General features: G+C 73.0%; 18 protein-coding genes. 8 read left to right on the top strand and 10 right to left on the bottom strand.

Annotated elements, in window-relative coordinates:
• Positions 1-6 precede the first annotated feature (6 nt).
• Together G569_RS0134775 and G569_RS0134780 are read left to right on the top strand one after the other, a co-directional pair.
• A complete protein-coding gene (locus G569_RS0134775) occupies positions 7-540 on the top strand; it encodes an RNA polymerase sigma factor (RefSeq protein WP_028066839.1) in 534 nt (177 codons plus the stop codon).
• Positions 541-562: 22 nt separating this feature from the next.
• Complete coding sequence (locus tag G569_RS0134780) at positions 563-754, top strand: hypothetical protein (RefSeq protein WP_028066840.1); 192 nt, start codon at positions 563-565, stop codon at positions 752-754.
• 115 nt (positions 755-869) lie between these two features.
• Here G569_RS0134780 and G569_RS54055 read toward each other — a convergent pair whose 3' ends face one another.
• A complete protein-coding gene (locus tag G569_RS54055; RefSeq protein ID WP_084286037.1) occupies positions 870-5,570 on the bottom strand; it encodes an nSTAND1 domain-containing NTPase in 4,701 nt (1,566 codons plus the stop codon).
• A gap of 75 nt (positions 5,571-5,645) precedes the next feature.
• Here G569_RS54055 and G569_RS0134790 point away from each other — a divergent pair, with 75 nt between their 5' ends.
• A complete protein-coding gene (locus tag G569_RS0134790) occupies positions 5,646-5,927 on the top strand; it encodes a hypothetical protein (protein ID WP_028066841.1) in 282 nt (93 codons plus the stop codon).
• On the opposite strand, the gene G569_RS0134795 is transcribed toward G569_RS0134790, so the two are convergent.
• From G569_RS0134795 to G569_RS54065, 3 genes are read right to left on the bottom strand one after another with little or no spacing between them, the layout of a single operon-like run.
• Complete coding sequence (locus G569_RS0134795) at positions 5,852-6,715, bottom strand: amidohydrolase family protein (protein ID WP_028066842.1); 864 nt, start codon at positions 6,713-6,715, stop codon at positions 5,852-5,854. The two genes, G569_RS0134790 and G569_RS0134795, sit on opposite strands and share 76 nt — an antisense overlap.
• A gap of 15 nt (positions 6,716-6,730) precedes the next feature.
• Positions 6,731-7,372, bottom strand: coding sequence for a head GIN domain-containing protein (locus tag G569_RS59600; protein ID WP_028066843.1), 642 nt, complete (start codon positions 7,370-7,372; stop codon positions 6,731-6,733).
• A 31-nt stretch (positions 7,373-7,403) separates the two neighbouring features.
• Entirely contained in the window at positions 7,404-9,863 is a 2,460-nt protein-coding gene (locus G569_RS54065; protein WP_053227428.1) for a family 78 glycoside hydrolase catalytic domain, read from the bottom strand.
• A gap of 251 nt (positions 9,864-10,114) precedes the next feature.
• Here G569_RS54065 and G569_RS59605 point away from each other — a divergent pair, with 251 nt between their 5' ends.
• A complete protein-coding gene (locus G569_RS59605; protein WP_053227429.1) occupies positions 10,115-11,461 on the top strand; it encodes a S8 family peptidase in 1,347 nt (448 codons plus the stop codon).
• A 34-nt stretch (positions 11,462-11,495) separates the two neighbouring features.
• Positions 11,496-13,820 (top strand): PASTA domain-containing protein, encoded by a 2,325-nt coding sequence (locus tag G569_RS0134815; RefSeq protein ID WP_028066844.1) that lies wholly within the window; start codon positions 11,496-11,498, stop codon positions 13,818-13,820.
• Positions 13,821-13,850: 30 nt separating this feature from the next.
• On the opposite strand, the gene G569_RS54075 is transcribed toward G569_RS0134815, so the two are convergent.
• On the bottom strand, positions 13,851-14,993 hold the full coding sequence (locus G569_RS54075; RefSeq protein WP_211233169.1) for a S1 family peptidase: 1,143 nt from the start codon (positions 14,991-14,993) through the stop codon (positions 13,851-13,853).
• A 36-nt stretch (positions 14,994-15,029) separates the two neighbouring features.
• The gene (locus G569_RS54080) at positions 15,030-16,472 is read right to left on the bottom strand and encodes an esterase-like activity of phytase family protein (RefSeq protein WP_064750511.1); all 1,443 of its coding nucleotides are present in this window, start codon (positions 16,470-16,472) and stop codon (positions 15,030-15,032) included.
• Positions 16,473-16,620: 148 nt separating this feature from the next.
• Between G569_RS54080 and G569_RS0134830 the strand changes: the two genes are divergently transcribed.
• Entirely contained in the window at positions 16,621-17,451 is an 831-nt protein-coding gene (locus G569_RS0134830) for a trypsin-like serine peptidase (protein ID WP_157592521.1), read from the top strand.
• Here the strand turns inward: G569_RS0134830 and G569_RS54085 are convergent.
• The 3 genes from G569_RS54085 to G569_RS0134845 are packed head-to-tail and all read right to left on the bottom strand — an operon-like array spanning position 17,407 to position 21,732.
• A complete protein-coding gene (locus G569_RS54085; protein ID WP_053227431.1) occupies positions 17,407-20,037 on the bottom strand; it encodes an ATP-binding protein in 2,631 nt (876 codons plus the stop codon). The two genes, G569_RS0134830 and G569_RS54085, sit on opposite strands and share 45 nt — an antisense overlap.
• A complete protein-coding gene (locus G569_RS0134840) occupies positions 20,034-20,936 on the bottom strand; it encodes an SMP-30/gluconolactonase/LRE family protein (RefSeq protein ID WP_028066846.1) in 903 nt (300 codons plus the stop codon). The genes G569_RS54085 and G569_RS0134840 overlap by 4 nt, the downstream gene beginning before the upstream one ends.
• On the bottom strand, positions 20,923-21,732 hold the full coding sequence (locus tag G569_RS0134845; protein ID WP_028066847.1) for an SDR family NAD(P)-dependent oxidoreductase: 810 nt from the start codon (positions 21,730-21,732) through the stop codon (positions 20,923-20,925). The genes G569_RS0134840 and G569_RS0134845 overlap by 14 nt, the downstream gene beginning before the upstream one ends.
• Before the next feature lie 71 nt (positions 21,733-21,803).
• Between G569_RS0134845 and G569_RS0134850 the strand changes: the two genes are divergently transcribed.
• Both G569_RS0134850 and lepB read left to right on the top strand, forming a co-directional pair.
• On the top strand, positions 21,804-22,697 hold the full coding sequence (locus G569_RS0134850; protein ID WP_028066848.1) for a LysR family transcriptional regulator: 894 nt from the start codon (positions 21,804-21,806) through the stop codon (positions 22,695-22,697).
• The gene (gene lepB, locus G569_RS54090; protein ID WP_053227432.1) at positions 22,694-23,257 is read left to right on the top strand and encodes a signal peptidase I; all 564 of its coding nucleotides are present in this window, start codon (positions 22,694-22,696) and stop codon (positions 23,255-23,257) included. The genes G569_RS0134850 and lepB overlap by 4 nt, the downstream gene beginning before the upstream one ends.
• On the opposite strand, the gene G569_RS54095 is transcribed toward lepB, so the two are convergent.
• Positions 23,254-23,631: a hypothetical protein gene (locus G569_RS54095; RefSeq protein ID WP_053227433.1), complete on the bottom strand. Its 378-nt coding sequence runs from the start codon at positions 23,629-23,631 to the stop codon at positions 23,254-23,256. The genes lepB and G569_RS54095 overlap by 4 nt on opposite strands.
• Positions 23,632-23,652 lie beyond the last annotated feature (21 nt).

Consider the following 23,652-nt stretch of genomic DNA (forward strand, 5'->3'; position numbering starts at 1 on the left):
CGCGGAGTGGCCGTGCGCGAGCCGGTCGCGTGGCTGTTCGCGATCGCGCACGCCAAGCTGGCCGACCTACATCGGCGTGGCGCCGTGGATCGCCGCGCGCGGGCGCGGCTGGGCTTGGGGCCGGTCAGCGTCGAGGACGAGGCGCTGGAGCGTGTCGAGGCGCTGCTCGAGGAGCCGCGCGCCGTGCTCCTGCTCTCCGGCTTGCCCGACGTCGAGCGCGAGGCGGTGCTGGCGCGCGGGTCAGCCGCGCTCACGGTCGTCCCGGTCGTACTGGTGCTCGCCTTCGTGTTGTGGCCGCGTCGCGACGAGGTCTCGGTGCCACCACCCGTCGCTCCCGCGGAGCGCGTCGCCGACCTCCCGCGCCCGATCCGGCAAGCGATGTCGTTGCTGAAGGCCAGCCCCGGCACGCCGCTGTCCGTCGTGCGGCTGACCGATGTCGGTGGCCTCGAGTGGACGGCTGTGGCCTATCGCAGCCGGCCGAAGGCGATCGCGCACACCGCGGCTCCCGCGGGGCTCGTCGGCATGCCCAGCACGTACTGAGGGCCGCCGCGAACGCGCCGCCATGCCGGACAGCGTCACCGTCCGCGCCTTCGCCGCCACCTTCACCCCGGACCTGCTCGCCGGCAAACGCTCCGCCCGCCCGACGTTCGTCACGACGCTCGACGACGGCTCGACGACGTCCTCGGAGGGTGCCGGCTTCTGCGTCGCCCGCAAGTGCGGCACCGTCGTCCCGCGCGCGACTGGCACTTGGTGACTGGTCTGGTCGAACGCACGCTCGAATCGGCGCGTTGGTGGGGGGTGTGCTGCTGGTGTTTCGCTATGCGGGAGCGGAGCATCACACCCCCTTCACGGTGCCGGCATCTCGAACCTTAGGCACAGGTCTTGTGATACGGCCGGCCCGGGAGGAACTGGGCCCACTCGCCGCGCGTCAGGTCGCGCTCGAGCGTGGAGCACACGCGGGCGCGGAGCGCATCGGCGTCGCGGGTCCAGAGCACCGGGTCCCATAGACGCACGGTCGCGTCCTGGCCCGCGCTGGCCAAGGCGTCGCGGCGGGGATCGAACGCCAGCGCGCTGACCCCCGCGCCGTGGTCGCGAAGCGGAAGGCCGAGGGCCTGGCCCGTGCCCACGTCCCACAGGCGGATCGTGTGATCGTCGCCGGCGGTCGCCAACGTCCGTCCGTCACGGCTGAAGGCCACAGCCTCGATGACACCGGTGTGTCCGGTGAGCGGCGGCCCGAGCGGGCGGCGGCGGTCCGCATCCCAGAGCCAGACGGTCCTGTCGCGCCCCGCGCTCGCGAGGACCCCTCCATCCGGGGAGAACGCGAGCGCGTTCGTGAAGCCCACCGGTCCTTGCAGCGGCAGGCCGATCGGACGCCGGCGTTCGACGTCCCAGAGCCGGATGGGTCCCGTCCCCGCGGCGATCGCCAGAGTGGCGCCTTTCAGGGCGAACGCGACACTTCGGACGGGCCCGGCGTCGGGTTGCAGCGGCGCGCCGATCGCCGTGTGATGCTCGACGTCCCACAGGCGGACGGTTCCGTCGGCGCCGCCGCTCGCCAACGTGCGGCCGTCGGCGTCGAATGCCACAGCCTCCACGGCGCCTGCGTGCCCACGCAGCGGCCGGCCGAGCGGTTCGTGCGTCTTCGCGTCGTAGAGCGCCAGCAGACCGTCGTTGCCCGCGATCGCGACCGTTCGCCTGTCCGGACTGGCGGCGACGCCCAAGATCTCGGCGCCGGCGGCGATGGGCCGCGACCGGCCGAACTGCAGTAATCCGTCGACGCCACCGGACACGGGGGCGCCGTCGGCCGTGAACGCGACGCCGCGCACCCATCCGCGGTGGCCGGTGAGCGCGCCGCTGAGTCGGCGGCCTCGCCGGAGATCCCACAGCTGGACGTCACCGGACTCGCCGGCGGCCGCCACCACACCTCCGCGCGGAGCGAAGGCGATGTCGCGGATGGCCGCGACGCGTCCCAAACCGTTCGCTTGGTCCTGCGAGTCCGTGTCGTTGTCCAACACCTGCAGCGGCCGTCCTGTGGCCACGTCCCATACTCGGACGGTCGCGTCGTCCCCGCCCGTGGCCAGCACGCGGCCATCCGGGCTGAACGCCGCGGCGTGGAGGATGCCGATGTGTCCTCGGAGCAGACCGCCGATGGGACTGAACGACGCCGAGTTCCAGAGGCGGACGTCGCCGAAGTCACCGACCGTCGCGAACGTCGATCCGTCCGGGCTGAACGCGATGTTGTCCGACGACGCGGGGATGCGCGTCGCTGCCGCCTCTCGTCGACGCGCCACGTCCCAAAGTCGCACGGTGGGACCGCTACCGAGTTCCAGACGCGTGCCGTCCGGGCTGAACCCGACGTAATTGAACGTGTGCACGGGGAAGTGGATCGGCGGGCCCGCCGGTCGTCCGGACGGCATGTGCCACAGCCTGAAGGAACCCTCATTCGGGGGATCCGCGGCGTCCAGAGCGCCACCTCCGGCCGCCACGAGCATGCGATCGTCCGGGCTGAAGGCGACGCCGTTGACGTCGTCGGCCTCGATCGGCAGCGGAGGCGTCACCGGGACAAGCCGGGCGACGCTCCACACCCGCGCTGTCCCGTCGGCGCCTCCGCTGGCCAGCAACCGGCCGTCGTGGCTGAACGCCACGTCGATCACCTGCGCTCCGTGGTGTCCCGAGAGCGGCGGGCTGAGCGGCCGACGCGTCGCCAGGTCCCAGAGCCACACGCCGTCATCGGCGGCGGTCGCCAGCGTCCGCCCGTCCGGGCTGATCGTGACGCCACCCAGGCCGGCTCCGTGGTGCAGCGCGCCGAGGCGGTGGTATGAGGTCAACGCGGGCAGCACCGACAGGGCCGCGCTGCGAGCCTCGATCGTAGGCTCGATCCGGTAGGCCTCCAGCCCGAGCAGGCCGGAGAGGGCCACGTTGTCGTCGAGGTGTGCGCGCGCCTGCGCGGCCAGCGCGCGGGAGACCTCGGAGCGGCGCTCGCGCCGCCCGCGCTGGACGCCGCGGACCGCGAACGCCGTCGAGACCGCGGCGACGAGCGCCAACACGGCGATCGCGCCCGCGACGGTCTGCCGGTGGGTGCGGGCGTGGCGCCGCTCGGCGGCGTGGCTGTCGTCGAGGAACTCGCGCTCGACGTGGTTCAGCCAGTCCTCGTGGGCGCCGCGCCACTCGAGCGCGGCGGAGAGCCGTGCGCCGCGGTAGAGGTCGGTCGGATCGCGCCCGCCCGCGCTCCACTCGCGGGCCGCATCGGCGATCCGGCGCTGGAGCCGGCGGCCCTCCGCGTCCTCCTCGAGCCAGCCGCGCAGCCGCGGCCACTCTCGCAGCAGCGCCTCGTGCGCGAGCTCGACGTGGCCCTCGCTGACCGTGAGCAGGCGCTCGGCCGCGAGCAAGCCGACGATGCCGGCGTCCTCGAACTCGTCCGTGCGCACGCGCCGGCGCTCGCTGGCTCCGTCCACGCCCTCGGTCGCCAGCCGCAGCAGGACCGAGCGCGCCTGCGCCTGCTGCGACGGGTCGAGCCGCGCGAACGCCTCCTCGGCATGTCGCGCGACCGCCCCACGCACGCCGCCGGTGTCCTCGTACGTCGCCAGGCGCAGCCGCCGCCCGTCCCGGCGCTGCCAGAGCTCGAGCAGCGCCGTCGAGAGCAGCGGCAGCGCGCCCGGCTCGCGTTCCACGTCGGCGACCAGCGCGTCGGTCAGGCCGGGCTCGACCGATAGCCCGGCGCGGGCCGCGGGGGCCTCGACGGCGCGGTGGTACTCGTCGCGGCGCATCGGGCTGACGAGCACGTGGTGCGCCGCGAGCTCCCGAGCCAACCGCGGGTACGCACCGCAGCGTCCGTAACAGTCGGCGCGGATGGCCAGCACGACGATCTGCGGACCTTCGAGCAGCCTCGCGACGAACGCCTCGCGCTCCGCGTCGTCGGAGCAGACGGTGAACGTCTCCTCGAACTGGTCGACCGCCAGCAGCATGCGGTCGCCATCGGCTGCCCGGTCGAAGGCTCGCAGCGGGTGTTCCCCGGGGCGGATGATCGCCTGGTGCCAGCCCGCGCTGCCCGGGAGCACCCCGCGCGCCAGCGCCGGCAACAGCCCCGCTCGGACGACCGAGGACTTGCCGCTGCCCGAGGGTCCCACCACTCCGAGCAGAGGCGCGCCCACCAGGCGGGTGACGAGCTCGGCCACCAACCGTTCGCGACCGAAGAAGTACGGCGCGTCGTCGACGTCGAACGCGGCGAGCCCTTTGTACGGACAGACCATCTCGGACTCGTCCGGCAAGCCGGGCCCGGAGGCCGCCTCGAGCTCCACCAGACGCCCCGTCAACTCGGCTTCGGCGGCGCGCAGCCCGGCGCGGCCCGCCGCGGTGCGCTCCACCGCGGCGGCGGCGCGGCGCTCCGCCTCGCGCTGGACGAACCGGCGTGCCTGTTCGTGCACGCGGCGCGGCACGCCGTCGCTGGCCGCGAGCAGCCAGTCGGTCGGCACGTCGGGCGCGATCGTCGCGACCGCTTCGTGGCCCAGCGGCGCGAGCTCGACCGCGTCGGGCGTACTCGGCGCCTCGCGCACGCAGGCGATCACGAGCACCGGCATGTGGGAGACGTCCTCGGCCGGGGCGGCGCCGTCGACGACGACGAGCGTCGGGCGGGTGACCGGGCCGTCCAGATCGCCGACCGCGTGACCGGCGAGGCGTACCTCATAGGCGAGCTCGGCGGCCAGGCGCGTCTTGCCGATGCCGGAAGGCCCGACGAGCGCGACCACGTGGCCCTGCCCCGCGCGGGCGGCGGCCCAGTGCGCGCGGAGGCGGTCGAGCTCCGCGTCGCGGCCGATCAACGGCGGCTGTGGGGGCCGAACGTCGAGCGACGTCGCGTGGGCGAGGACATCGCGCTGCAACTGCTGCAGCGCCGGCCCTGGCTCCAGGCCCGCCTCCTCGACGAGTTCGCGGCGCACGTCCTGATAGACCTCGAGCGCCTCGACCTGTCGCTCGCTGCGGTAGAGCGCGAGCATCAACAGCGCCGTCAAGCGCTCGCGCGTCGGGTGCTCGGCCCGCAGGCGGGTCAGTGCGGCGATCGCGTCCGCGTGGTCGCCGAGCGCGAGGTCGGCCTCGACCCGAGCCTCGTGCGCGACGAGCCGTTGCTCCTCCAGACGCGCGATCTCCGCCCGCGCGACGTCCTCGAGCTCGGGCAGCGGCGGCCCGCGCCAGGTGACGAGCGCGTCCGTCAGCCGGCGGCGCGCCGCTTCTGCCTGACCGGTTGCGAGCATTCGCCGCCCTTCGGCGAGCGCCCGCTCGAACCGTTCGACGTCGAGCTCGTCGGGAGCGACCCGCAGGCGGTACCCGGCGGGCGTCCGGGCGATCCGGTCCGGGTCTCCGAGCGCCTTCCGCAGGCGTGAGATGTAGACGTGCACGGTGCGGCCGGCGCCGTGTGGGGCGTCGGCTCCCCAGACCGCGGTGGCGAGCCGTTCGGCGCTCACGGGCTCGTTCGCGTTGAGCAGCAGCATGGCCAGCACCGCTCGGGGTTTGGCCTGGCGAAGCGGCGGCGCATCGGGTATGCCGCTCACGACGAGCGGCCCGAGTATGCGGAAGTCCATCGCGCCCTCGGGCAGACGCTACCGCTGAAACAACCGTGCAGCAACGCTGCAACACGGCTGCGCGACGGTCGGCGCATGACCTTCAACCGACTCAGCGCCGCCGCGATGACGATCGCGCTCACCATCGCGCTCGCACCGGCGGCGGACGCGACCACGACCCCCTCGCACGAGACGCGCATGCGCGAGTTCCGGCAGATGATCGTCGGCCTCTACGGCGCGCCACGCGAGGATCCCCTCGACACGCTCCGGCGATCCCTGATCGCGCAGTACGGCGGTGGGTGTCAGCCGATGCCGAGCAGGCGCGCGGCGTTCTCCCTGAGCACCAGCGGGCGCACCTCGTCCTTGATCGGCAGTTGAGCGAAGTCGGCCAGCCAGCGGTCGGGCGTGATCAGCGGGTAGTCCGAGCCGAACAGCATCTTGTGCTTGAGCGGCCCGTTGGTGTAGCGGATCAGGTTCTCCGGGAAGTACTTCGGCGACCAGCCCGACAGGTCGATGTACACATTCGGCTTGTGGACGGCGATCGCCAGCGCCTCGTCCTGCCACGGGAAGCTCGGGTGGGCGAGGATGATGTCCAGGCCGGGGAAGTCGGCGGCGACGTCGTCCACGCACATCGGGTTGGAGTACTTCAGGCGCACGCCGCCACCGCCGGGCATGCCGGCGCCGATCCCGGTCGTGCCGGAGTGGAAGAGCGCGATCAGGCCGGCGTCGGCGATGACCTCGTAGAGCGGATACCACTCACGGTCGTTGGGCCAGAACGCCTGCGTGTTGGGATGGAACTTGAAGCCGCGCGCGCCCCGCTCGATCAGCTCCCGCGCCTCGCGCACCGCGAGCTTGCCCTTGTGCGGATCGACCGAGGCGAATCCGATCAGGATGTCGGGGTTGTTCGCGGCGGCTGCCAGCACCTCGTCGTTGCCCAGCCGCTTGCGCCCCATCCCCGCCTCGTCGTCGACGGTGAAGATGACCGCGGCGATCCTGCGCTCGCGGTAGTAGGTCGCGACCTCCTCCGCGGTCGGCTGCGGCGGCGACCCGCCGAAGTAGCGGGCGGCCGCCGCCAGGACCTCGCCGGTGACGGGGTCCTGCGGCTCGTCCGCGTTGCGCTCGGCGTGGACGTGCACGTCGATCGCGACGAGCTGCTCGAGGTCCATGCCGACGGATGATGCTCAGTCGACGTGCTTGACGTCGCCTGAGCCGTCGTCGTTCTTCGTGATCTGGGGGTTGCCGGCGTACTTGATGTCGCCGGAGCCGTCGAGCTTGAGGTCGAGGCGATCGTCGGCGCGGACGTTGGCGTCGCCGGAGCCGCTGACGTGGACGCGGGCGGCCTGGGCCGCGAGGCCGGCGACGTTCGCGTCGCCGGAGCCGTCGAGGTTCACGGCGAGGCGGCCGGTGGAGCCGCTCAGTGACACGTCGGCGGAGCCGTCGTTGCGGACCTCGAAGGCGTCGGAGCGGATGCCGTCGGCGTCGACGTCGCCCGAGCCGGAGACGTTGATGCCGTCGAGCGCGGGGACGGAGGCTTCGACGACGACGTGGCGGCCGCCGAAGCCGGAGTGGTCGAAGCGGACGCGCAGGACGCCGTCGCGGACGTCGGTGTGGACGTCGTCGATGACTTTCTCGCCCGCGCGAACACGGACGCGTTGGGGTTCACCGACGTGCAGGCGGACGTCGACGGAGCTGTCGTTGTCGATCTTGGTGAAGGTGTCGACGTCGCGGGTCTGGCTGACGCGGGCACCGTCGTCGGCGAGGTCACAGCCGGTCAGGGCGATGGCGGCGAAGGCGGCGGGGAGGAGGAGAGCGGAGCGGAGCATGCCGCCAAGCTAGGGCGCCGCGAACCCGCGATCAGTGGGGAGTCCGGGCGTCTCGGGGTGGGGTTGTCCTCACACCGCCGAGGTGGTGCCTCCCCGGGCCGACCTCGACCGGCGAGGAGCCGGGAACGATCACGGTGGCGCTCACGTTGGCGGGGATCGAGACCTCGAGCTCGATCGCGTCACCGGTCCGGCGCCACGACGACTCGATCGGTCCGCGCACCGAGCGATACACCGCGCGAGCCCACGAGAGCTCACCGGGCTCAGGCGCGATCAGCACCCGCGCGTACCCGGGCGCGGCCGGCCGGATGCCCGCCACGTTCTCGTAGAGCCACTGCCCGACCGACCCGAGCGAGTAGTGGTTGAACGAGTTCATCATCGGGGTCTGGAAGCCGGCGTCCTCGGTCCAGCCGTCCCAGCGCTCCCAGATCGTCGTCGCGCCATGCCGGATCGAGTAGCCCCATGAGGGGAACGTGTCAGCACGCAGCAGCCGGTGCGCGACGTCGCTGTACCCGTACTCGCTCAGCACGGGACACAGGAGCCCGACGCCCACGAACCCCGTCGTCAGGTGTCCGTCGTTGCGGGCGATGTTCTCGACCAGCCGCGCCGCGGCGCGCGGGCGCAGCTCCTCCGCCAGCAGGCCCATGCGCAGCGCGAGCAGGTAGACGGTCTGCGTGTCGCCCTCGATGTAGGCGTCCTCACCCACGTAGGCGCGGTTGAACGCCGCGACGATGCCACTGCGCAGCCGCTCGTAGTGCTCGACGCGCTCGACACGTCCCAACACCCCCGCCATCGAGGCCATCAACGAGGCGTCATAGGCCCAATAGGCGGTCGCGAGCACGTCCCGCGGCGTCTGCGCACCCACCGACAGCCAGTCGCCGTAATCGTTTCCGCGCCGCGCCGTCCACAGCAGGTCGGGGTTGTGGCGCACGAGGTACGCCATCCACCGCTCCATCGCGTCCCAATGACGCTCCACGAAGCGCACGTCGCCGTAGCGCTGCCACATCAGCCAGGGCACGATCACACCCGCGTCGGCCCAGGCGGCCGCGCCCTCGCGCTCCATGACCAGCCGCGGCGCGACGTCGGGGTAGGCGCCGTCGGGGAATTGGGCGTCGAGGATGTCGTCGCCCCACTTGGTGATGAACGCGGCGACGTCCATGTTGAGCATCGCGGTGGGGAGGAAGACCTGCGCGTCCGCGAGCCAGCCGAGCCGCTCGTCGCGTTGCGGGCAGTCGGTCGGCACCGAGAGGAAGTTGCCGCGCTGGCCCCAGCGGATGTTGCGCCAGAGCTGGTTGACGAGCTCGTCCGAGCACTCGAACGAGCCCGCCGCCGGCGTGTCGGATCCGACGACGCGACCGGTCAGCGAGAACTCGTCCACGCCCGTGACCTCCACGTAGCGGAACCCGTGGAACGTGAAGCGCGGCTCCCACTCCTCGACGCCCTCCCCGGACAACACGTACGTGTCGAGCTGGCGAGCGCCCCGCAGATTGGCCACGTACAGCGAGCCGTCGGCCTCCAGCGCCTCGGCGAAGCGCAGCTGCACCCGCGTGCCCCGCTCCCCCGAGACCCGCAGCCGCGCCCACCCGACCATGTTCTGCCCGAAGTCGACGATGCGCCCGGTCACGGAGACGGACTCGACGTCCTCGGTCACGCGGATCGGCTGCGCCCGCTCCGGCACCAGCAGGACGTCGTCGAGCGGCCGCGTCAGGACCGGATGCGCCCGCCCGAGGCCGCGCCGCGCGTCGTGGCGCTCGCCCATCAGCAGGTCCGAGTAGACGATCGGCCCCGTACACGCCGTCCACGCGGAATCGGATGCGATCACGCACGACGCGCCGTCCGCGTACTCGACGTGCAGCTCGCACAGCAGCTCCGGCTCGGCCCCGTAGTGGTTGCCCGGCCGGCGCGCGTCGAAGCCCACGAACCCCGCGTACCAGCCATCGCCGAGCACTGCCTCCAAGGCGTTCGAGCCCGGCCGCACCAGCCCCGTCACGTCATACGTCGCGTACTCGATCCGCTTCCGATAGTCGGTCCACCCGGGCGCGAGCACCGCGTCACCCACCCGCGCTCCGTTCACGGAGAGCTCGAACACGCCGCGCGCGGTCGCATAGACCACAGCCCGCCGCACCGCCCCGCTCAGCACGAACTCCCGCCGCAAGTAGGGACACGGCGTCAGCCGCCGCATCATCGGATCGGACTCGTCGAGCTCCTCGTCGGTACCGGGGACCGGCATCGCCGGATCGTGCGTCCGGTCCCGCAGGATCCACTGAGCCGTCCACGCAGGCCCCGTCCGGAACCGCGCCGGAGCGCTCACCGACGAGACAGGGCCGTCCCACACCTCGACGGTCCAGGTGAACTCGCCGCACGGAGGCAGCGAAGGCCCTCCGTACACGACATCCACCGTGTTCGAGGACTCCACCCGCCCGCTGTCCCACAGCCCGTCGACGCGGACCCGGTACGCCGTCTGGAACGCACCGCCCTCGCACCGCCAGCTCAAGCGCGGTGGACCATCGATGCAAGGAGTGTCGGTGCGGTGCTCGCACCGGAGGTCGACAGCAAGCACGTCAGCCCTTCAGTCCGCTGGCAAAGCTCTTGATCATGTACCGCAGGAAGCCCATGTACAGGAAGATCGTGAACCGCACCCTGCAGGCCAGGCGTCCAGGGAATCCCTACTTCTTGGCGTCTTCGGTGTAGAGGTTCCAAGGATCGGCCAACGGCGCGCCAAGGCGCAACCGATTGGCTGGTGGCGTGAACATCAGAACGCTCCTTGGACTGGCCGTCACGGCCGCCGTCGCGGGCCTCGCGGCGACGGCCTCGGTGTCGATGGCCTCCGTGAACCTCCCGCGCGACTGGGATCCGGCCACCGTCGCGGTCAACCGCGACCCGGCGAACACCTTCCTGCTGCGCCCCGGCCAGATCGTCGCGGGCCCGGGCGACGCGCAGGACGTTCAGCGGCTGCTGCCCGACTGGCGCCAGGACGACCAGCACCCGTTCGGCCTGACGCTGTTCACCCGGACCCCGCAGAACCCCGCGGATCCGGCCAAGGAGATCCTCGCCGCGCTCGCGCGCGTGCGCAAGGGCACGGCGGGCCGCCCCCAGGGCTCCGCCCGCGTCGCGCCCAACTACGTGTTCGTCGGCGAGTCCGTCGGCGGCGCCGCCGATGCGATCAACTTCTCCGGTGAGCCGCGCGTCCAGGGCGGGCCCGGCTCGACCGCCCGCGTGGCCAAGCTCCCCGCCGCGCTGCCGCTGCGCACGACCCAGGCCGGCGACGGCCAGGGCGTCAAGATCGCCGTCCTCGACACCGGGATGTTCGACCACGCCTGGCTCACGAGCGTCCAGCGGGCGCCCAACAGCACGGATGTCTGGGACGCCGACCACGACGGCTACGGCGACGCCGAGTCCGGCCATGGGACGTTCATCGCCGGCCTGATCCGCCAGGTCGCGCCCGCGACGTCGGTCTACGAGGTCAAGGTGCTCGACTCGCACGGGATCGGCGACGACTTCACGGTCGCCAAGGCGATGGGCCAACTTCCCGCGGACACCGACATCATCAACCTCTCGCTCGGCGGCTACACCGACAAGGACGCGCCGCCGCTGGCGATCGCGCAGGCCATGCAGGCGTTCGGCAAGAGCCGCGTCGTCGTGGCCGCCGCCGGCAACGACAACTCCTCGCGCCCGTTCTGGCCGGCCGCGTTCGAGCCGGTGCTGGCCGTCGGCGCCGACGAGGTCGACGCGGGCAAGTGGACGCGCGCCGACTACAGCAACTACGGCCCGTGGGTCGACGCGGTCGCCCGCGGCTCGAACCTGCAGTCCACGTTCGCCCGCGCCAAGACCAAGCTCGCGCTCGGCGAGCTCCCCGACCCGCTGGACCCGATCATCGCCTTCAACGGCTGGGCCTCCTGGGACGGCACCTCGTTCGCGACGCCGATCGCGGCCGCGCTGATCGCCCGCACGATGACCCGCGTAGGCATCGGCTCGCCGCTGACGGGCGAGGCGAAGCTGCTCGCCGGCGCGCCCGCGGGAACGCAGGCCGACTCCCCGAACGCCGTCCTGCTCGACGAGCTCGAAGGGCTTTCAGACCCGAACGACGCCTAAACACTGGGCCGGTGCCGCCGATGAACGGGGCACCATGGCCACACCCGAGATCTCACCGCTGACCGGCAACGAGGTCGAGTGCCCGCGCTGCGGCACGGTGGCCGTCAACAGCGACTTCTGCTCGTGCGGTGAGTATCTCGGCTGGGATCTGCCCAGCCTCCCACCCGAGGCGCCGGAGCCCGGACCGGCCTCCTACCGGCCGCCGGCGCCGCCGGAACAGGCGCGCGAGACCACCCTGCTCGGGTTGCGCGACCCAGCGCGCGAGGACGTCCCCGGCGCCCCCGTCTCGGTCTCGGTCGTCCCCGGCGACGGCGTGACGGTGATCGCCACCGTCCGCAACCAGAGCCAGATCGTCGACACGTTCGACGTCCGGATCGAAGGCCTTCCCGACGACTGGTGGACCGTCTCGCCCGGGGCCGTCTTCCTGAACCCGTGGGGGACGTCGGGCGCCTACGAGCAGGAGGTGCTCCTGCGCCTGCACCCGCCGCAGACGCCGGCGTCGGTGGCGAAGGCGTGGCCGCTGACCGTGATCGTCCGCTCGCGCTCCATCGGCGCCGACGTCGCGTGGGTGGCGGCGACGCTGACCGTCCTGCCGTTCCAGAGCACCGTGATGCACGCCGCCCCGGAACGCCGCCGCGGGCGCCGGCAGGCAGAGTTCGAAGTGGTCGTCGAGAACCACGGCAACAGCCCGCTGGAGATCGTCGTCGCCGCCGGCGACACCGAGGCGCGCTGCCCGGTCGGCGTCTACCCGGAACGCACGCTGGTGCCGGTCGACCAGGCCGCGACCTCGGTCGTCACGGTCGCCGTGCCGCGCCCCCTGATCTTCGGCCGCCCCGTCGACCATCGCATCGAGATCATCCACCGCGCGACCGGCGTCGAGTCCGACCCGGTGCCGCAGCGGGTGACCTTCCGCCAGAAGCCCTGGCTGCCCTGGTGGGTGCCGCCGGTGCTCGCGCTGCTGGCGGCGTTCGTCGCCGCGGTCCTGCTGCTGCGCCGCGACCCGGAGGTCCCCAAGCTCGCCGGCAACACGGTCGACGAGGCGCTCGTGGTGCTCAAGAAGGCCCACCTGAAGCTCGGCGACACGAAGTACGACACCGCCCCCAAGGACGCGGACGTCGGCACGATCATCGCCCAGCAGCCCGCGGCGGGCGACAACGTCGACAAGGGCGAGCCGGTGAACATCACGCTCGCCGCCCCGGCCAAGACCGCGGCGGTTCCGCCGGTGAACGGCAAGACCCTCGCCGACGCCGCGACCGCCCTCACCGGCGCCCATTTCGGCTACAGCCCACAGCCCGCGAGCGCGGGGAACGACTGGGTCGTCATCCGCCAGGATCCGACCCCCGGGACCAAGCTCGCGCTCGGGCAGCAGGTGACGCTCGCCGTCGCGCAGCCCACGCCCACCGCGACGCCCACGCCGACCGCGACGCCGAAGCCCAAGGCGACCGCCACCGCGACGCCCACCGCCACGGCCGCCGCGAAGGCGTCGAAGGCGTCGAAGGCTGCCAAGGCCGGTGGCGCGGCGGCAGCGTCCTCGAAGGTGACCGCCAAGGCGGCCTCGCGCCCCAGCCTGCCCGAGGACCTCGTCTTCGCCGGGGCGACCACCGGCCAGCTCTACCGCTGGGCGCACGGCGACCCCAAGGCCGCGTTGTTGACCTCGCCGAAGTACCGCTTCGAGACGCCCACCAAGGTCGACAACGGCTTCGTCGCCGTGGAGGTCACCGGCGCCGCGCGCCAGCTCGTGCAGATCTCCGCCGACGGCAAGACCGTCGCGGCGATCGCGGCCGGGGACTATCACCGCCCGGTCTACTCGTCCGCCCGCGGCCTGCTCGCGGTGATCGCGGCCGACGGCGACGGCGACGCGGGCTCGCTCTGCACGCTCGAGCCGCAGGATTCCGGCCCGCCCGCGTGCGCCGCCGGCCGGCGCCTCGGCCGGCCCGCGTGGGCGCCGAACGGGCGCTCGCTGGTGGCGCTCGCCGCGGGCCGCGGCGGGAGCTACGACCAGGTGCTCAACTACACGGCCAGCGGCGGTGACCCCGACGGCTGGGAGCCTGCGCCCGGCTACCGCGCGCCCGGCATCCAGTCGGCGGTGTGGGTCGGCAACGACCGCGTCGCGGTGCTGCTCGGCGGAGCGCAGGCGCACCTGCGGCTGCTCGCCCTCCAGCCCGACGGTGGCTTCAAGGACGTCGAGGACTTCCCCTCGCTGACCGGCTGCGAGCTCGCCGCCGCGGGGCGCTACGTCGTGCTGCGGCGCGGCGACTGCGTGAGCGGCGACGGGGCGATGATCCTGCTCGACGTGGACCGCGCCCAGCCGCGGCTGCGCGGCTTGACCAGTGGCGTGAACCCCGCCTGGGCGGGGTGAGGGGTCACCCCCTCACCCTCAGGTTGAGCCTCAGGTCGCGATCGACACGCCCATCGCGGACGAGATGCGGCCCCACGGCTCGGCGTAGCTCGTCACGCCGTCACCGGCGATGACCGCGGCGCGCGCGAAGGCCTGGCCGGTGCCGGACGGCAGGTAGAACGAGCCGCCGGAGTCGCCGGGGCGCGCCGGGCCGCCGACGTACTCGACCACCGGCCACTTGCAGCCGGTGCCCGTGCAGACGATCGCGCCGGTGCTGTTGACGTGCTGGCCGCACTGCTCGCCGCTGGTCTGGCCGCTCGAGCAGTAGCCGGTGAAGCCGGCGACGGGGTTGCCGGCGCCGATGATGCCGCGCGAGGAGGTGCTGAAGACGCCGCCGGTGTACACGCGCGGGGCGTAGGAGGAGCCGCCGATCAGCTCCATGTCACGGTTGTCCCAGAAGAAGATCGAGCCGAGCGTGCCGCGCTGGGCGACGGTGCCGAAGAACGTGCCGGTGGGGGTGCGGACGGTGGAGCCGACCGACCAGCAGTGCGCGGCAGTGGTCATGAAACGGGTGCCGTTCGGCTTCTTGACGGTGAAGCCGGCCGAGCAGGTGCCGCCGCCGCTCGTGATGGCGGCGCCGCCCCAGAACGACGGGATGTCGTCGCGGCGATTGAACAGGTCGCCGAGCGGCTTGCTCTGCTCGAGCTGGATCTCCGGGTGCGCCTTGACGAGGCCCTCGGTGACCGAGGCGGGCGCGTCGGTCTTGAGGATCACGCGGCCGGTCTGCAGATCGAGGTGGCTCGCGTAGCTGAACTTCTGCGCCTCGGGGCTGAAGTCCTGGCCCCCGATGTCCTGGCGGATGCCGTCGGCGGTCTTCTTGGCGATCTTCAGCCGCTCGAGCCGATAGGGGACGCCGCCGGCGAGCTTCTCCGCCTCGTCCGGGCCGATCGTGCTGTCCGGCCCGACCACGACCGCCAGCTGGCCCTTCTCGGAGTCCCAGTAGGAGCCGAGCGCGGTGCCCTGCTCGTCGATCCGGTCGGCCGCCGCGGCGATGTCGCCGTCGACCGCGGGGGCCTTGAGGACCTCGCGCGGGGCCGGTTTGACGTCATCCGCCGCGGCGGCGGTGGCGACACCGGCGACGAGCGTCAATCCGGTGACGAGGGCGGTTAGGGCGAGGGGAGCGTTGGGTCGCATGCCCCAACCGAGTCGCGACCCTCGCCCTTGATACGTCTACTTGACCTTCGTCGAGACCGTGCGGGTGACCGCGTTCCCGGCGGCGTCACGCGCCTGGACGGTCAGCGTGATCCTGGTGCCGCGCTTGAGGCTGGAGACCTTCAGGGCGATCGTCCGCTTGCCGGCGGCGACGTTCGTGCGGGCCGTCTTGAGCAGCGTGCGCTTGCCCGACTTGACGGTGATCGCCAGGTCGGCGCGCTCGTCGAGGGTCACGGTCGGGGCGAGCTTGCCGGTGCGGCGGACGGTCTTGAGCGCCAGCGTGAGCTGCGGGGCCGTGCGGTCGGCCATCGGCGCGGGGGCCGGAGCGGGCGTGGGGGTGGGGGTGGGCGTCGCCTGCGGGACGACCGTCGGCTCGGGCATGGGGGTCGGGTCCGGGGTGGGGGCGGACTTGCCGTCGCGCCCGGTGCACTTGATCGCGCCGGACCGCAGCGCGTGGTTGCCGTCGCCGCTGATGTCGTTGGTGTCGTCGGCGTAGAAGACCGGCTTGAGGTTGTCCACGCACTCCGTGTTCGGGGCGATCGCGAAGCCCTCGTTGTTGAGGTTCGGCATGCCGGTGGGACGCTCGTAGAGGTGGGTGATCTCGAAGCGGCCGGTCGCGCCGACCTCGAGCGTGGCGGTGCGGCCGTCGCAGGTGTCGTCGCAGACCGCCCACAGCTGCTTGGTCTCGGGCTCGTAGGTGAGGTCCATCACCGCCGGGAAGCCGCTGGCGACGGTGGCGACGCGGGTGTACGTGCCCGCCACGCGGTTGAGCGCGTAGGCGACGATCTGACCGGTCTGCTCGACGCCGACGAAGAACAGGCCCTGGCCGTGGTTGGCGTGCGTGGTCGGGTCGTACTTCTTGCCCGTGGACTCGTCGACGAAGCCCTTGGCGACCAGGAGGTCGTCCGGGACCCACGTGACCGCTTCCAGGCCCGCGTTCTTGCCCAGGCCGGGCAGGTCGGCGGTCATGTCGAACTCGTCGGTCGCGGTCAGCGTCATGCCGGCCGCGGTGACGTCATAGCGCAGGACGCCCGGGCGGCTGATCTTCGAGTTGCCGCCGCTGTCATCGCGCTCGATCGAGACGTAGATGCCGTTCGCGTCGCCGCCGGCCAGCGTCACGCCCTCGGAGTCCGGCACGCCGCCACCGTTCGGGAAGACCAGCGTCTTGCCGTTGGCCCAACCGTTCGCGGTGTCGGGCGTCCACTTCGTGCCGTTGTAGACGAGGCGGTAGAGCGTCGACGGGCCGTTGCGCACCGCCCACAGGACCGCCGGGTTGCCCACGCTCGCGGGCTGATACGCCAGGCCGCTGAGGTTCTGGCCGAACACGTTCGTGTCGTCGGCGTTGGCGATCGCCGGGCTGCCCGGCCAGGCGGCCGGGTCGACCGCGGCCGAGGCGGGCATCGCGGTCGCGAGCAGTGCGCCGGCGGCTGCGAGGGAGGCGAGGAGGGCTCGTGTGTTCATGGGCTGAACCCTCTCGCCGCCAGGGCGCCGTGTCGCGCTCACGCGCGACACTCGGAGTGTCAAGCTCGCGACACTCCGTATAGCTCGTGTGTATGGCGCTCACGTAGCGTCGCGGCCGGTTCATTCCCCGGCTTGAGTGGAGGTCGAGATGAGGGTCTCGGCAGCAGTGGCGACCGCGCTCGTCATCTCCGCGTGTGGCACCGCGCCCGCGCTGGCGGTCGACGAAGGCGTCCCGGATCTCGATGCGCATCCGAACGTCGGCCTGATGGGCTTCGACCCCGACGGGCCCGGCCCGGAGCCGACCGTCGCGTGGTGCACCGGCACCGTCGTGTCCGACCACGTGTTCCTGACGGCAGCGCACTGCCTGATCGACTTCCCGCCGGGGACCGCGTTCGCGGTCACGCTCGTGCCCGGCTCGCCCCTGAGCCCGGTCTACCGGCCCGGGCGGGTCTTCGACGACTTCCCGTATCCGTTCAGCGTCACGGCGCCGTTCGCGCGCCAGATGGTGACGCACCCCCGGTTCGGCGGCGATGCCAACCGCGTCCACGACGTCGGCGTGCTCGTCTTCGCGCCCGGGACGTTCGCCGGCGTGACGCCGGTGCGGCTGCCGCGCCCAGGCGAGTTCGACCGGCGCCTGCACCGCCGCGACTCCGTCGGCCTCGTCGGCTACGGCGCCGACCCGGAGTGGGGTGACGGCGACCCGCCCGTGTTCATCGCCGAGGGCTACCGCCAACGCGCGTCGGCGCCGTTCGAGACCTTGACACCGACCCAGCTGCAGCTCGACGGCCGCGCCCGTGTCACCGGCCGCGGCGGCCTCTGCCTCGGCGACAGCGGCTCGCCGCAGTTCTTCGCCGGCGTGCAGCTCTCGCTGCTCTCCGACGTCGACGATGTCAACTGCAACGGCACGATCCTCGGCCAGCGGCTCGACACGCCCTCAGAGCGCCGGTTCCTGGCCGGCTACATCAACCTCGGTCGCTAGCGCCCGCTCGGCCTCGCGGGCCCAGTTGGCGAAGCCCCAGCGCTCGGCGATCGCGACCGCCTCCTCGAGGTGCGCGCGGGCCTGATCGGACTCGCCGAGCGCGGCGCGGGCGCGGCCGAGGCAGGTGAGCGCGCCCGCGATGCCGCGCGAGTCCTCGCGCCGGCGCAGGTCGGCGAGCGCGTGGGCGGCGGTCTCGGCCGCGGCGTCGGGGCGGCGCTGGGCGAGCTGGACGCGGGCGAGCTCGATCAGCGTGAAGCCCGCGTAGCGCGTCCCGCGCATCCGCCGCATCGCGTCGTGAGCGCGGACGAGCAACGCCTCGGCCTCGTCGAGCTCGCCCCGTTCGAGGAGCAGGCAGCCGAGGCACTGGTCGGCGAAGATCACGCCCTCCTCCAACCGCGGGATGGTCGAGAAGATCGCGCGCGAGCGCTCGATCGCGACCCGCGCGTCGTCGAGCCGGCCGGCGGCGATCAGGGCTTGGGCGCTGTTGGCCAGGGCCTGGCCGAGGTCGTCGCCGCCGACTCGCTCGCACACGGCGACGGCCTCGTCGGTGATCGCGACCGCGTCCGCGGTCGCCGCGCCGGTCGCCATCCAGGAGCGCGTGACGAGCGCGTGCGGCCACCACGGGCTGTGCGGGCCGGACAGCGCGAGCGCGCGCTCGATCAGCTCGCGCCCGTGGGCGACGAAGCCGGTGCGGTACCAGTACCAGCCCATCGTCGCGGCGAAGCGCAGGGCGCCCTCACTGTCGCCGGTGTCGAGCGACCAGCGCAGCGCGGCGTCGAAGTTCTCGTGCTCGAGCCGGCTGCGCGGGAGCCACTCGGGGAGCCCAGGGCCGAGCATCTGCAGCTCGACGACCTCGGCGAGCTCCTGGTAGACGTCGCGGTGGCGGCGGGCGGCGTCCTCGTGGTCGCCGGACTCGTGCAGGCGGGCGAGCGCGAACGCCCGCACGGTCTGTAGGAGCCGGTAGCGGCCTGACTCCGCCGTGACGAGCGATGCATCCAGGAGCGCGCCGATGTCACCCACGACGGCGTGCGCCTGCTCCGCCGCGAAGCTGCCGGGGAAGACCGCGAGCCGCCGCAGGACGTCCTGCTGCTCCGGGGGCAGGAGGTCGTAGCTCCAGCCGATCGCGGCCTCGAGCGTGCGCTGCCGCCGCGGCGTCAGCCGCTGCTCGTCGCCGGGCATCGTGAGCCGCTCGCGCAGCGCGGCGGCGAGGTCCGCGGGCGCCGTCGAGCGCAGCGCCGCGGCCGCGAGCTCGATCGCCAGCGGCAGGCCGTCGAGGCAGCCGACGAGCTCGCGGAGGTCGTCGGGCTCGACCGCGACCGTAGAGCGCTCGGCGAAGAGCCGCTCGGCGACCGGCGGGCGCAGCCCGGCCAGCGGCTGCACGCGCTCGCCGGCGACGCGCAGGGACTCACGGCTCGTGCTCAGGATCCGGACGTCGGGGTCGCGGTCGAGCACGTGCGCCGCGAGGCCCGCGACCTCGGGCACCGCGTGCTCGCAGTTGTCGAGGACGAGGAGCGAGCGCGCCTCGCGCAGCCGCGCCACGACGAGGTCGGCGGCGGCGCGCCCCGGCACCTCCGGGACCGCCAGCGAGCGCGCCACCGCGGCCACGACCCGCCCCGCGGCGATCGATCCTAGATCGACCCACCAGACGCGCGCGTCGCCGATGCCGGCGGCCGTCTCGGCGGCCAGGCGGGTCTTGCCGACGCCCGCGGCACCGACGAGCGAGACGAGGCGCTCGCCGCGCAGCAGCTCCCGCAAGGCAGTGAGCTCGTCGCCGCGGCCGAGGAAGCTCGTCTCGTAGCGCGGCAACGCCGGCGCGCGCGGCGCGGGCAGGTCGAGCGCGCGGTCCTGGAGCAGGATCATCCGCTCCAGCCCGCGCAGCTGTGGGCCGGGCGCGAGCCCGTACTCGTCCGCCAGCGCGCGGTGCGCCGTGTGGTAGGCCTCGAGCGCCTCGGTCTGGCGGCCGGAGCGGTAGAGGGCGACCATCAGCTGGCCGCACGTGCGCTCGCGTCGCCGGTCGGCGGCCACGGCCGCGCGCAGCTCGCTCACCAGCTCGCGATGGCGCCCGAGCGCGAGCCGCGCCTCGACGAGCTCCTCCGCGGCGACCGCGCGCAGCTCCTCGAGGCGGCCGCGTTCGATCCTCGCGAGGTCGTCCTCGTCGAGCTCGGCGAACGGCGTCCCGCGGAAGAGCTCGAGCGCCTCGCGCAGCAGCGCCTCGGCGGTCGCCGGCTTGCCGCCCTCGAACGCGGCGCGGCCGGCGGCGAGCAGCGCCTCGAAGCGGTCGGCGTCGACGGCGTGGCCGCCGACCTGCAGCTCGTAGCCCTGGCGGCGGGTCAAGAGCGGCGAGTCCTCGGCCGGGCCGAGCGGCTCGGCCCGCAGCCGGAACACGTACGTGCGCAGGACCTGAAGCGCGTTGGCGGGCGCACGCGCGGGCCACAGGACGTCGAGCATTCGCGCCGTCGAGACCACCTCGTTGCGATGCAGCAACAGCAGCGCCAGCAGCGCGCGCTGCTGCGGACTGCCCAGAGCCAGCTCGACACCGTTGCGCCATGCCGAGACGGGCCCCAGGAGTCCGAACGCGAGCGTCATGGCAGGCCCGCGTGCGGCACGTCCACGGTCGTCGTGAGCAGCACGGACTCGTGGTTGGCCGAGCGCGCCTCGTGGTTGAAGTCCGGCGAGGCGCAGATCAGCAGCGTGCGCCCGTCGTCACCGCCGAGCATGCAGGCGAAGCAGTCCAGGCCCGCCGGCATCGCGATCTCCTCCACCACCTCGCCGCCGGGCGCGATCCGCAGGCAGCGCGCGGTCACCTCGTCCGCCGACCAGATGTGACCTTCGGCGTCGAGCGTGCAGCCGTCAGGGCCGAACTTCAGCTGCCCGAGCGTCTCCAGCAGCGGCCCGAACTCCGGCGCGGGGGCGAGCTGCGCCCACACGCGGCGGTCGGTCAGCGAGCCGTCCTCTTCAATCGTGAACGCGGTGTAGCGGGCGGCCGCGGTCTCGCCGACGATCAGCGTGCGGTGATCCGGCGTGATCACCGAGCCGTTGGGGAAGCGCATGTCCTCGGCGGCCACGGTGACCGTGCCGTCGGGGTCGACCCGGAGGAGCACCGTGGTCCGCGGATCCGCGAGGGCGTCGAGGTCGAAGCCGAAGTTCCCGGCGTACGCCCGGCCGTGGCGGTCGACGACCATGTCGTTGAGGTTCCCGCCGCAGTAGGCGCTCACGTCCGCGTGGAGCTCGGCGCCCGTCTCCGGCGTCCAGCGCAGGATCCTCTTGTCGAGCATCGAGATGACCAGCAGCGACCCGTCCGGCATCCACCCGAGCCCGGACGGGCGGCCTTCGACATCGAGGACGTGCCGCTCGTCGCCCCCGGTGCCGACGCTGATCACGCGGTGGCGGAAGAAGTCCGACACCCACCAGCGACCCTCATGCCATCGCGGTGATTCGAAGAACGCGCCACCCTCGAGCAGCGTCGCCAGCTCACGTTCGGCCATCCGCGTGTTCTACTCCCCACGGCAGCACCTCGCCGAACTGGACCAGCTCCCCGTGGAACGCGGGGTCGAACGTGGGGGCGAGGACGAGGTCGAGCGGCCAGGCTGCCGCCTCCTCCGGCGTCTGCGCTGTGCTCATGTCGGCGAACCACGGGCGCGAGGCGTCGGTGTCGATCAGCCCCGGGCAGAGCGCCATGACGAGCTTGCCCTCCTCGCGATGGGCGCGTGCGTAGGCCCGCACCGCGGCGACCTGCGCGACCTTCGACGGGATGTTCAGCCAGTCGCCGAAGCCCTCGTCGCGGTGCGCGTGGACCGCGGCGCGCCACTCCTCGACGAGCCCGTCGACCGCGTCGAGGTCGTCGAGCTGCGCGAACCGCGGGCGCACGCGTGGGTCGAGCCGGTCGAGCGTGCCGAGCGCGCTGGCGACGACGATCAGGCGCCCGCCGGGGCGCAGCCGTGGGCCGAACGCGCGCAGGATGTTCGTGGTGGCGAGGTTGCTGGTCTCGGCGACGGCATCGACCTCGGTGGCCGGATCGGCCTCCGGCGACACGCGCGCCGTGGCGTTGGAGAAGAGGATGTCGATCGCGCCGAGCTCCTCGGCGAGCGCGGCGATGGCGTGCGGGTCGCGGACGTCGAGCACGCGCGGCTCGACGCCGCCGATCTCCTGGGCGGCGGCTTCGACGCGCCGCCGGTCACGGCCGGTGAGCAGGACACGGTCCTCGGGGTGCATGCGGGCGGCCAGGCCGGCGACGAGAGCACGGCCGAGGCCTTGGTTGGCACCGGTGACGAGAGCGATCATGCCCGCTCACGCTAGGCCGGTCGTGGCATGCGTTCCGCGAGAATGACGCACAGTTACCATGCGTCGAACGCATGGATTTCTCGCCGACCGGGCTACGGGTGTTGCGCGAGGTCGCGCAGGCGGGGTCGTTCTCGGCCGCGGCGCTGAACCTCGGGTATACGCAGTCGGCGGTGTCGCGGCAGGTCGCCGCGCTCGAGGCCGTCGCCGGCCGCCGGCTGTTCGAGCGCAGCCGTTCCGGGGTGAAGCTGACGCCCGCGGGCGCGCGGCTGCTCCCGCGTGCCGTGCGGGTGCTCGAGGAACTCGAAGCGGCCCGCCGCGAAGCCGCCGGTGACGCCCCGGCAACAGGCCCGGTCCGGCTCGGCGCGTTCGCGTCGGCCGTCGCCGGCATCATCCCGCGCGCGCTCGCCGCGTCCGGCCTGCACGTGACCGTCCGCGAAGGCACCACGCCCCAGCTGGTACGTGCGTTGCGCGCCGGAACGCTGGACCTCGCGCTGCTCGCGCAAATGCCGCCGTTCCGCCCGCCGGACGGTGAGTCGCCGCCGCTCGAGCTGACGACTTTGTCGGAGCGCGAGCTGGTGCTGGCGGTGCCGGCGACGCACCCGTTCGCCGGTCTGGGTGCCGTCGAGGTCGACGCACTCCACGGGCAGGTGTGGATCGCGAGCCCCGGCGACTCCCTGCTCGGCGTCTGGCCGGGCCTGACCGAGCGCCCGGACATCCGCTACGTGGTCCGCGACTGGCACGCCAAGCTCGAGATCGTCGCCGCCGGGCTCGCGATCACCACGCTCGCCTCGGTCCTCATCGGCACCTTGCCCGAAGGCGTGGCGACCGTCGCCGTCCGCGGCGAGCCACAGGAGACGCGGCGGCTGGTGCTCGCCCGCCTCCCGGGCCCGCTCGACGGCGCGGTCGCGCGCATGGTCGACGCGCTGTTGACGGAGGCGTCCGCGCTGCCGATACAGGACGCGTGAACCTGCTGACGATCGCCGCGGCCACCGCCGCGCTTGCCGTATCGCCGCACACCAAGGTGCTCTCCGTGACGAACGGGAGCATGGCGCCGACGTTGCATCCCGGCGACCACATCCTCGCCGGCTACGACGCGTTCGAGCCGCAGCTGTTGGACATCGTCGTCTTTCACCCACCGCTCGCGGCCGCGGACGATTCGCTGGACGACGCGTGCGGCGACCGCTCCCGCCACAGCGACGCGATGTGCGCCAAGGCCCAGCCGGGCCTGTCGCGGCAGTTGTGGCTCAAGCGCATCGTGGGGCTGCCGGGCGATCGCCTCAAGCTCCGCAACGGCCGGCTGTGGCGCAACGGTCGGACCGTCGACGAGCCGTTCATCACCCCGTGCGACGGCGATTGCGACTTCCCGCGCACGATCGTGGTGCCGAGGGGCCGCTACATGCTCATGGGTGACAATCGCGGCCTGTCGTATGACAGCCGCGACTGGGGGCCCGTGCCGAAGTCGGCGCTGGTGGCGCGGGCCGACGAGTGCGACCCGCAGCCAGCCGTGGGGTGTCCTCCGCGCTAGCCCTGGTCGAGCGCGACCGCGACGTCGCGGTGCGCGAAGACGACCGCTGGGTGGTCCTGTAGTGCTTGCAGATAGCGGCGGCCGAACGCGCTCTCGGCGTCGGGCGGGCACACGAGCCCGCGCGCCTCGTCGAGCGCCGCGTCGATCGCGGCCGTGTCCTCGTCGGCGCGCGCCTGGTCGAGCCGGGCGATCGTCTCGGAGAGCTGGGTGAGCCAGCTGAAGCGCAGGTCCTGCGCCGCGGCCTGCAGCAGTTCGGCCGCTGTCATGCGGCCGCCGAAGCGCTCGGCCTGGACGCGCTGGGCTTGCAGCAGCTGCCGGTGCAGCTCGAGCAGGGCCGTGCGCGCGTGTGTCGTGTCGATCCCTGTGGTGGTCATACCAACAGTGTAGTTGATCGT

Origin of the sequence: Solirubrobacter soli DSM 22325, assembly GCF_000423665.1 — a bacterium.
Classification (GTDB): Bacteria; Actinomycetota; Thermoleophilia; order Solirubrobacterales; family Solirubrobacteraceae; genus Solirubrobacter; species Solirubrobacter soli.

Bases quoted from the DNA above. Each gene is read 5' to 3' on its own strand.
- G569_RS54085 (WP_053227431.1), bottom strand. From the start codon at position 20,037: ATGACGCTCGCGTTCGGACTCCTGGGGCCCGTCTCGGCATGGCGCAAC.
- G569_RS54055 (WP_084286037.1), bottom strand. From the start codon at position 5,570: ATGGACTTCCGCATACTCGGGCCGCTCGTCGTGAGCGGCATACCCGAT.
- G569_RS59600 (WP_028066843.1), bottom strand. From the start codon at position 7,372: ATGCTCCGCTCCGCTCTCCTCCTCCCCGCCGCCTTCGCCGCCATCGCC.
- G569_RS0134780 (WP_028066840.1), top strand. From the start codon at position 563: ATGCCGGACAGCGTCACCGTCCGCGCCTTCGCCGCCACCTTCACCCCG.
- G569_RS0134840 (WP_028066846.1), bottom strand. From the start codon at position 20,936: ATGGCCGAACGTGAGCTGGCGACGCTGCTCGAGGGTGGCGCGTTCTTC.
- G569_RS54075 (WP_211233169.1), bottom strand. From the start codon at position 14,993: ATGCGACCCAACGCTCCCCTCGCCCTAACCGCCCTCGTCACCGGATTG.
- G569_RS0134790 (WP_028066841.1), top strand. From the start codon at position 5,646: ATGACCTTCAACCGACTCAGCGCCGCCGCGATGACGATCGCGCTCACC.
- G569_RS54080 (WP_064750511.1), bottom strand. From the start codon at position 16,472: ATGAACACACGAGCCCTCCTCGCCTCCCTCGCAGCCGCCGGCGCACTG.
- G569_RS0134830 (WP_157592521.1), top strand. From the start codon at position 16,621: ATGAGGGTCTCGGCAGCAGTGGCGACCGCGCTCGTCATCTCCGCGTGT.
- G569_RS0134815 (WP_028066844.1), top strand. From the start codon at position 11,496: ATGGCCACACCCGAGATCTCACCGCTGACCGGCAACGAGGTCGAGTGC.
- G569_RS0134845 (WP_028066847.1), bottom strand. From the start codon at position 21,732: ATGATCGCTCTCGTCACCGGTGCCAACCAAGGCCTCGGCCGTGCTCTC.
- G569_RS54095 (WP_053227433.1), bottom strand. From the start codon at position 23,631: ATGACCACCACAGGGATCGACACGACACACGCGCGCACGGCCCTGCTC.
- G569_RS0134850 (WP_028066848.1), top strand. From the start codon at position 21,804: ATGGATTTCTCGCCGACCGGGCTACGGGTGTTGCGCGAGGTCGCGCAG.
- G569_RS0134795 (WP_028066842.1), bottom strand. From the start codon at position 6,715: ATGGACCTCGAGCAGCTCGTCGCGATCGACGTGCACGTCCACGCCGAG.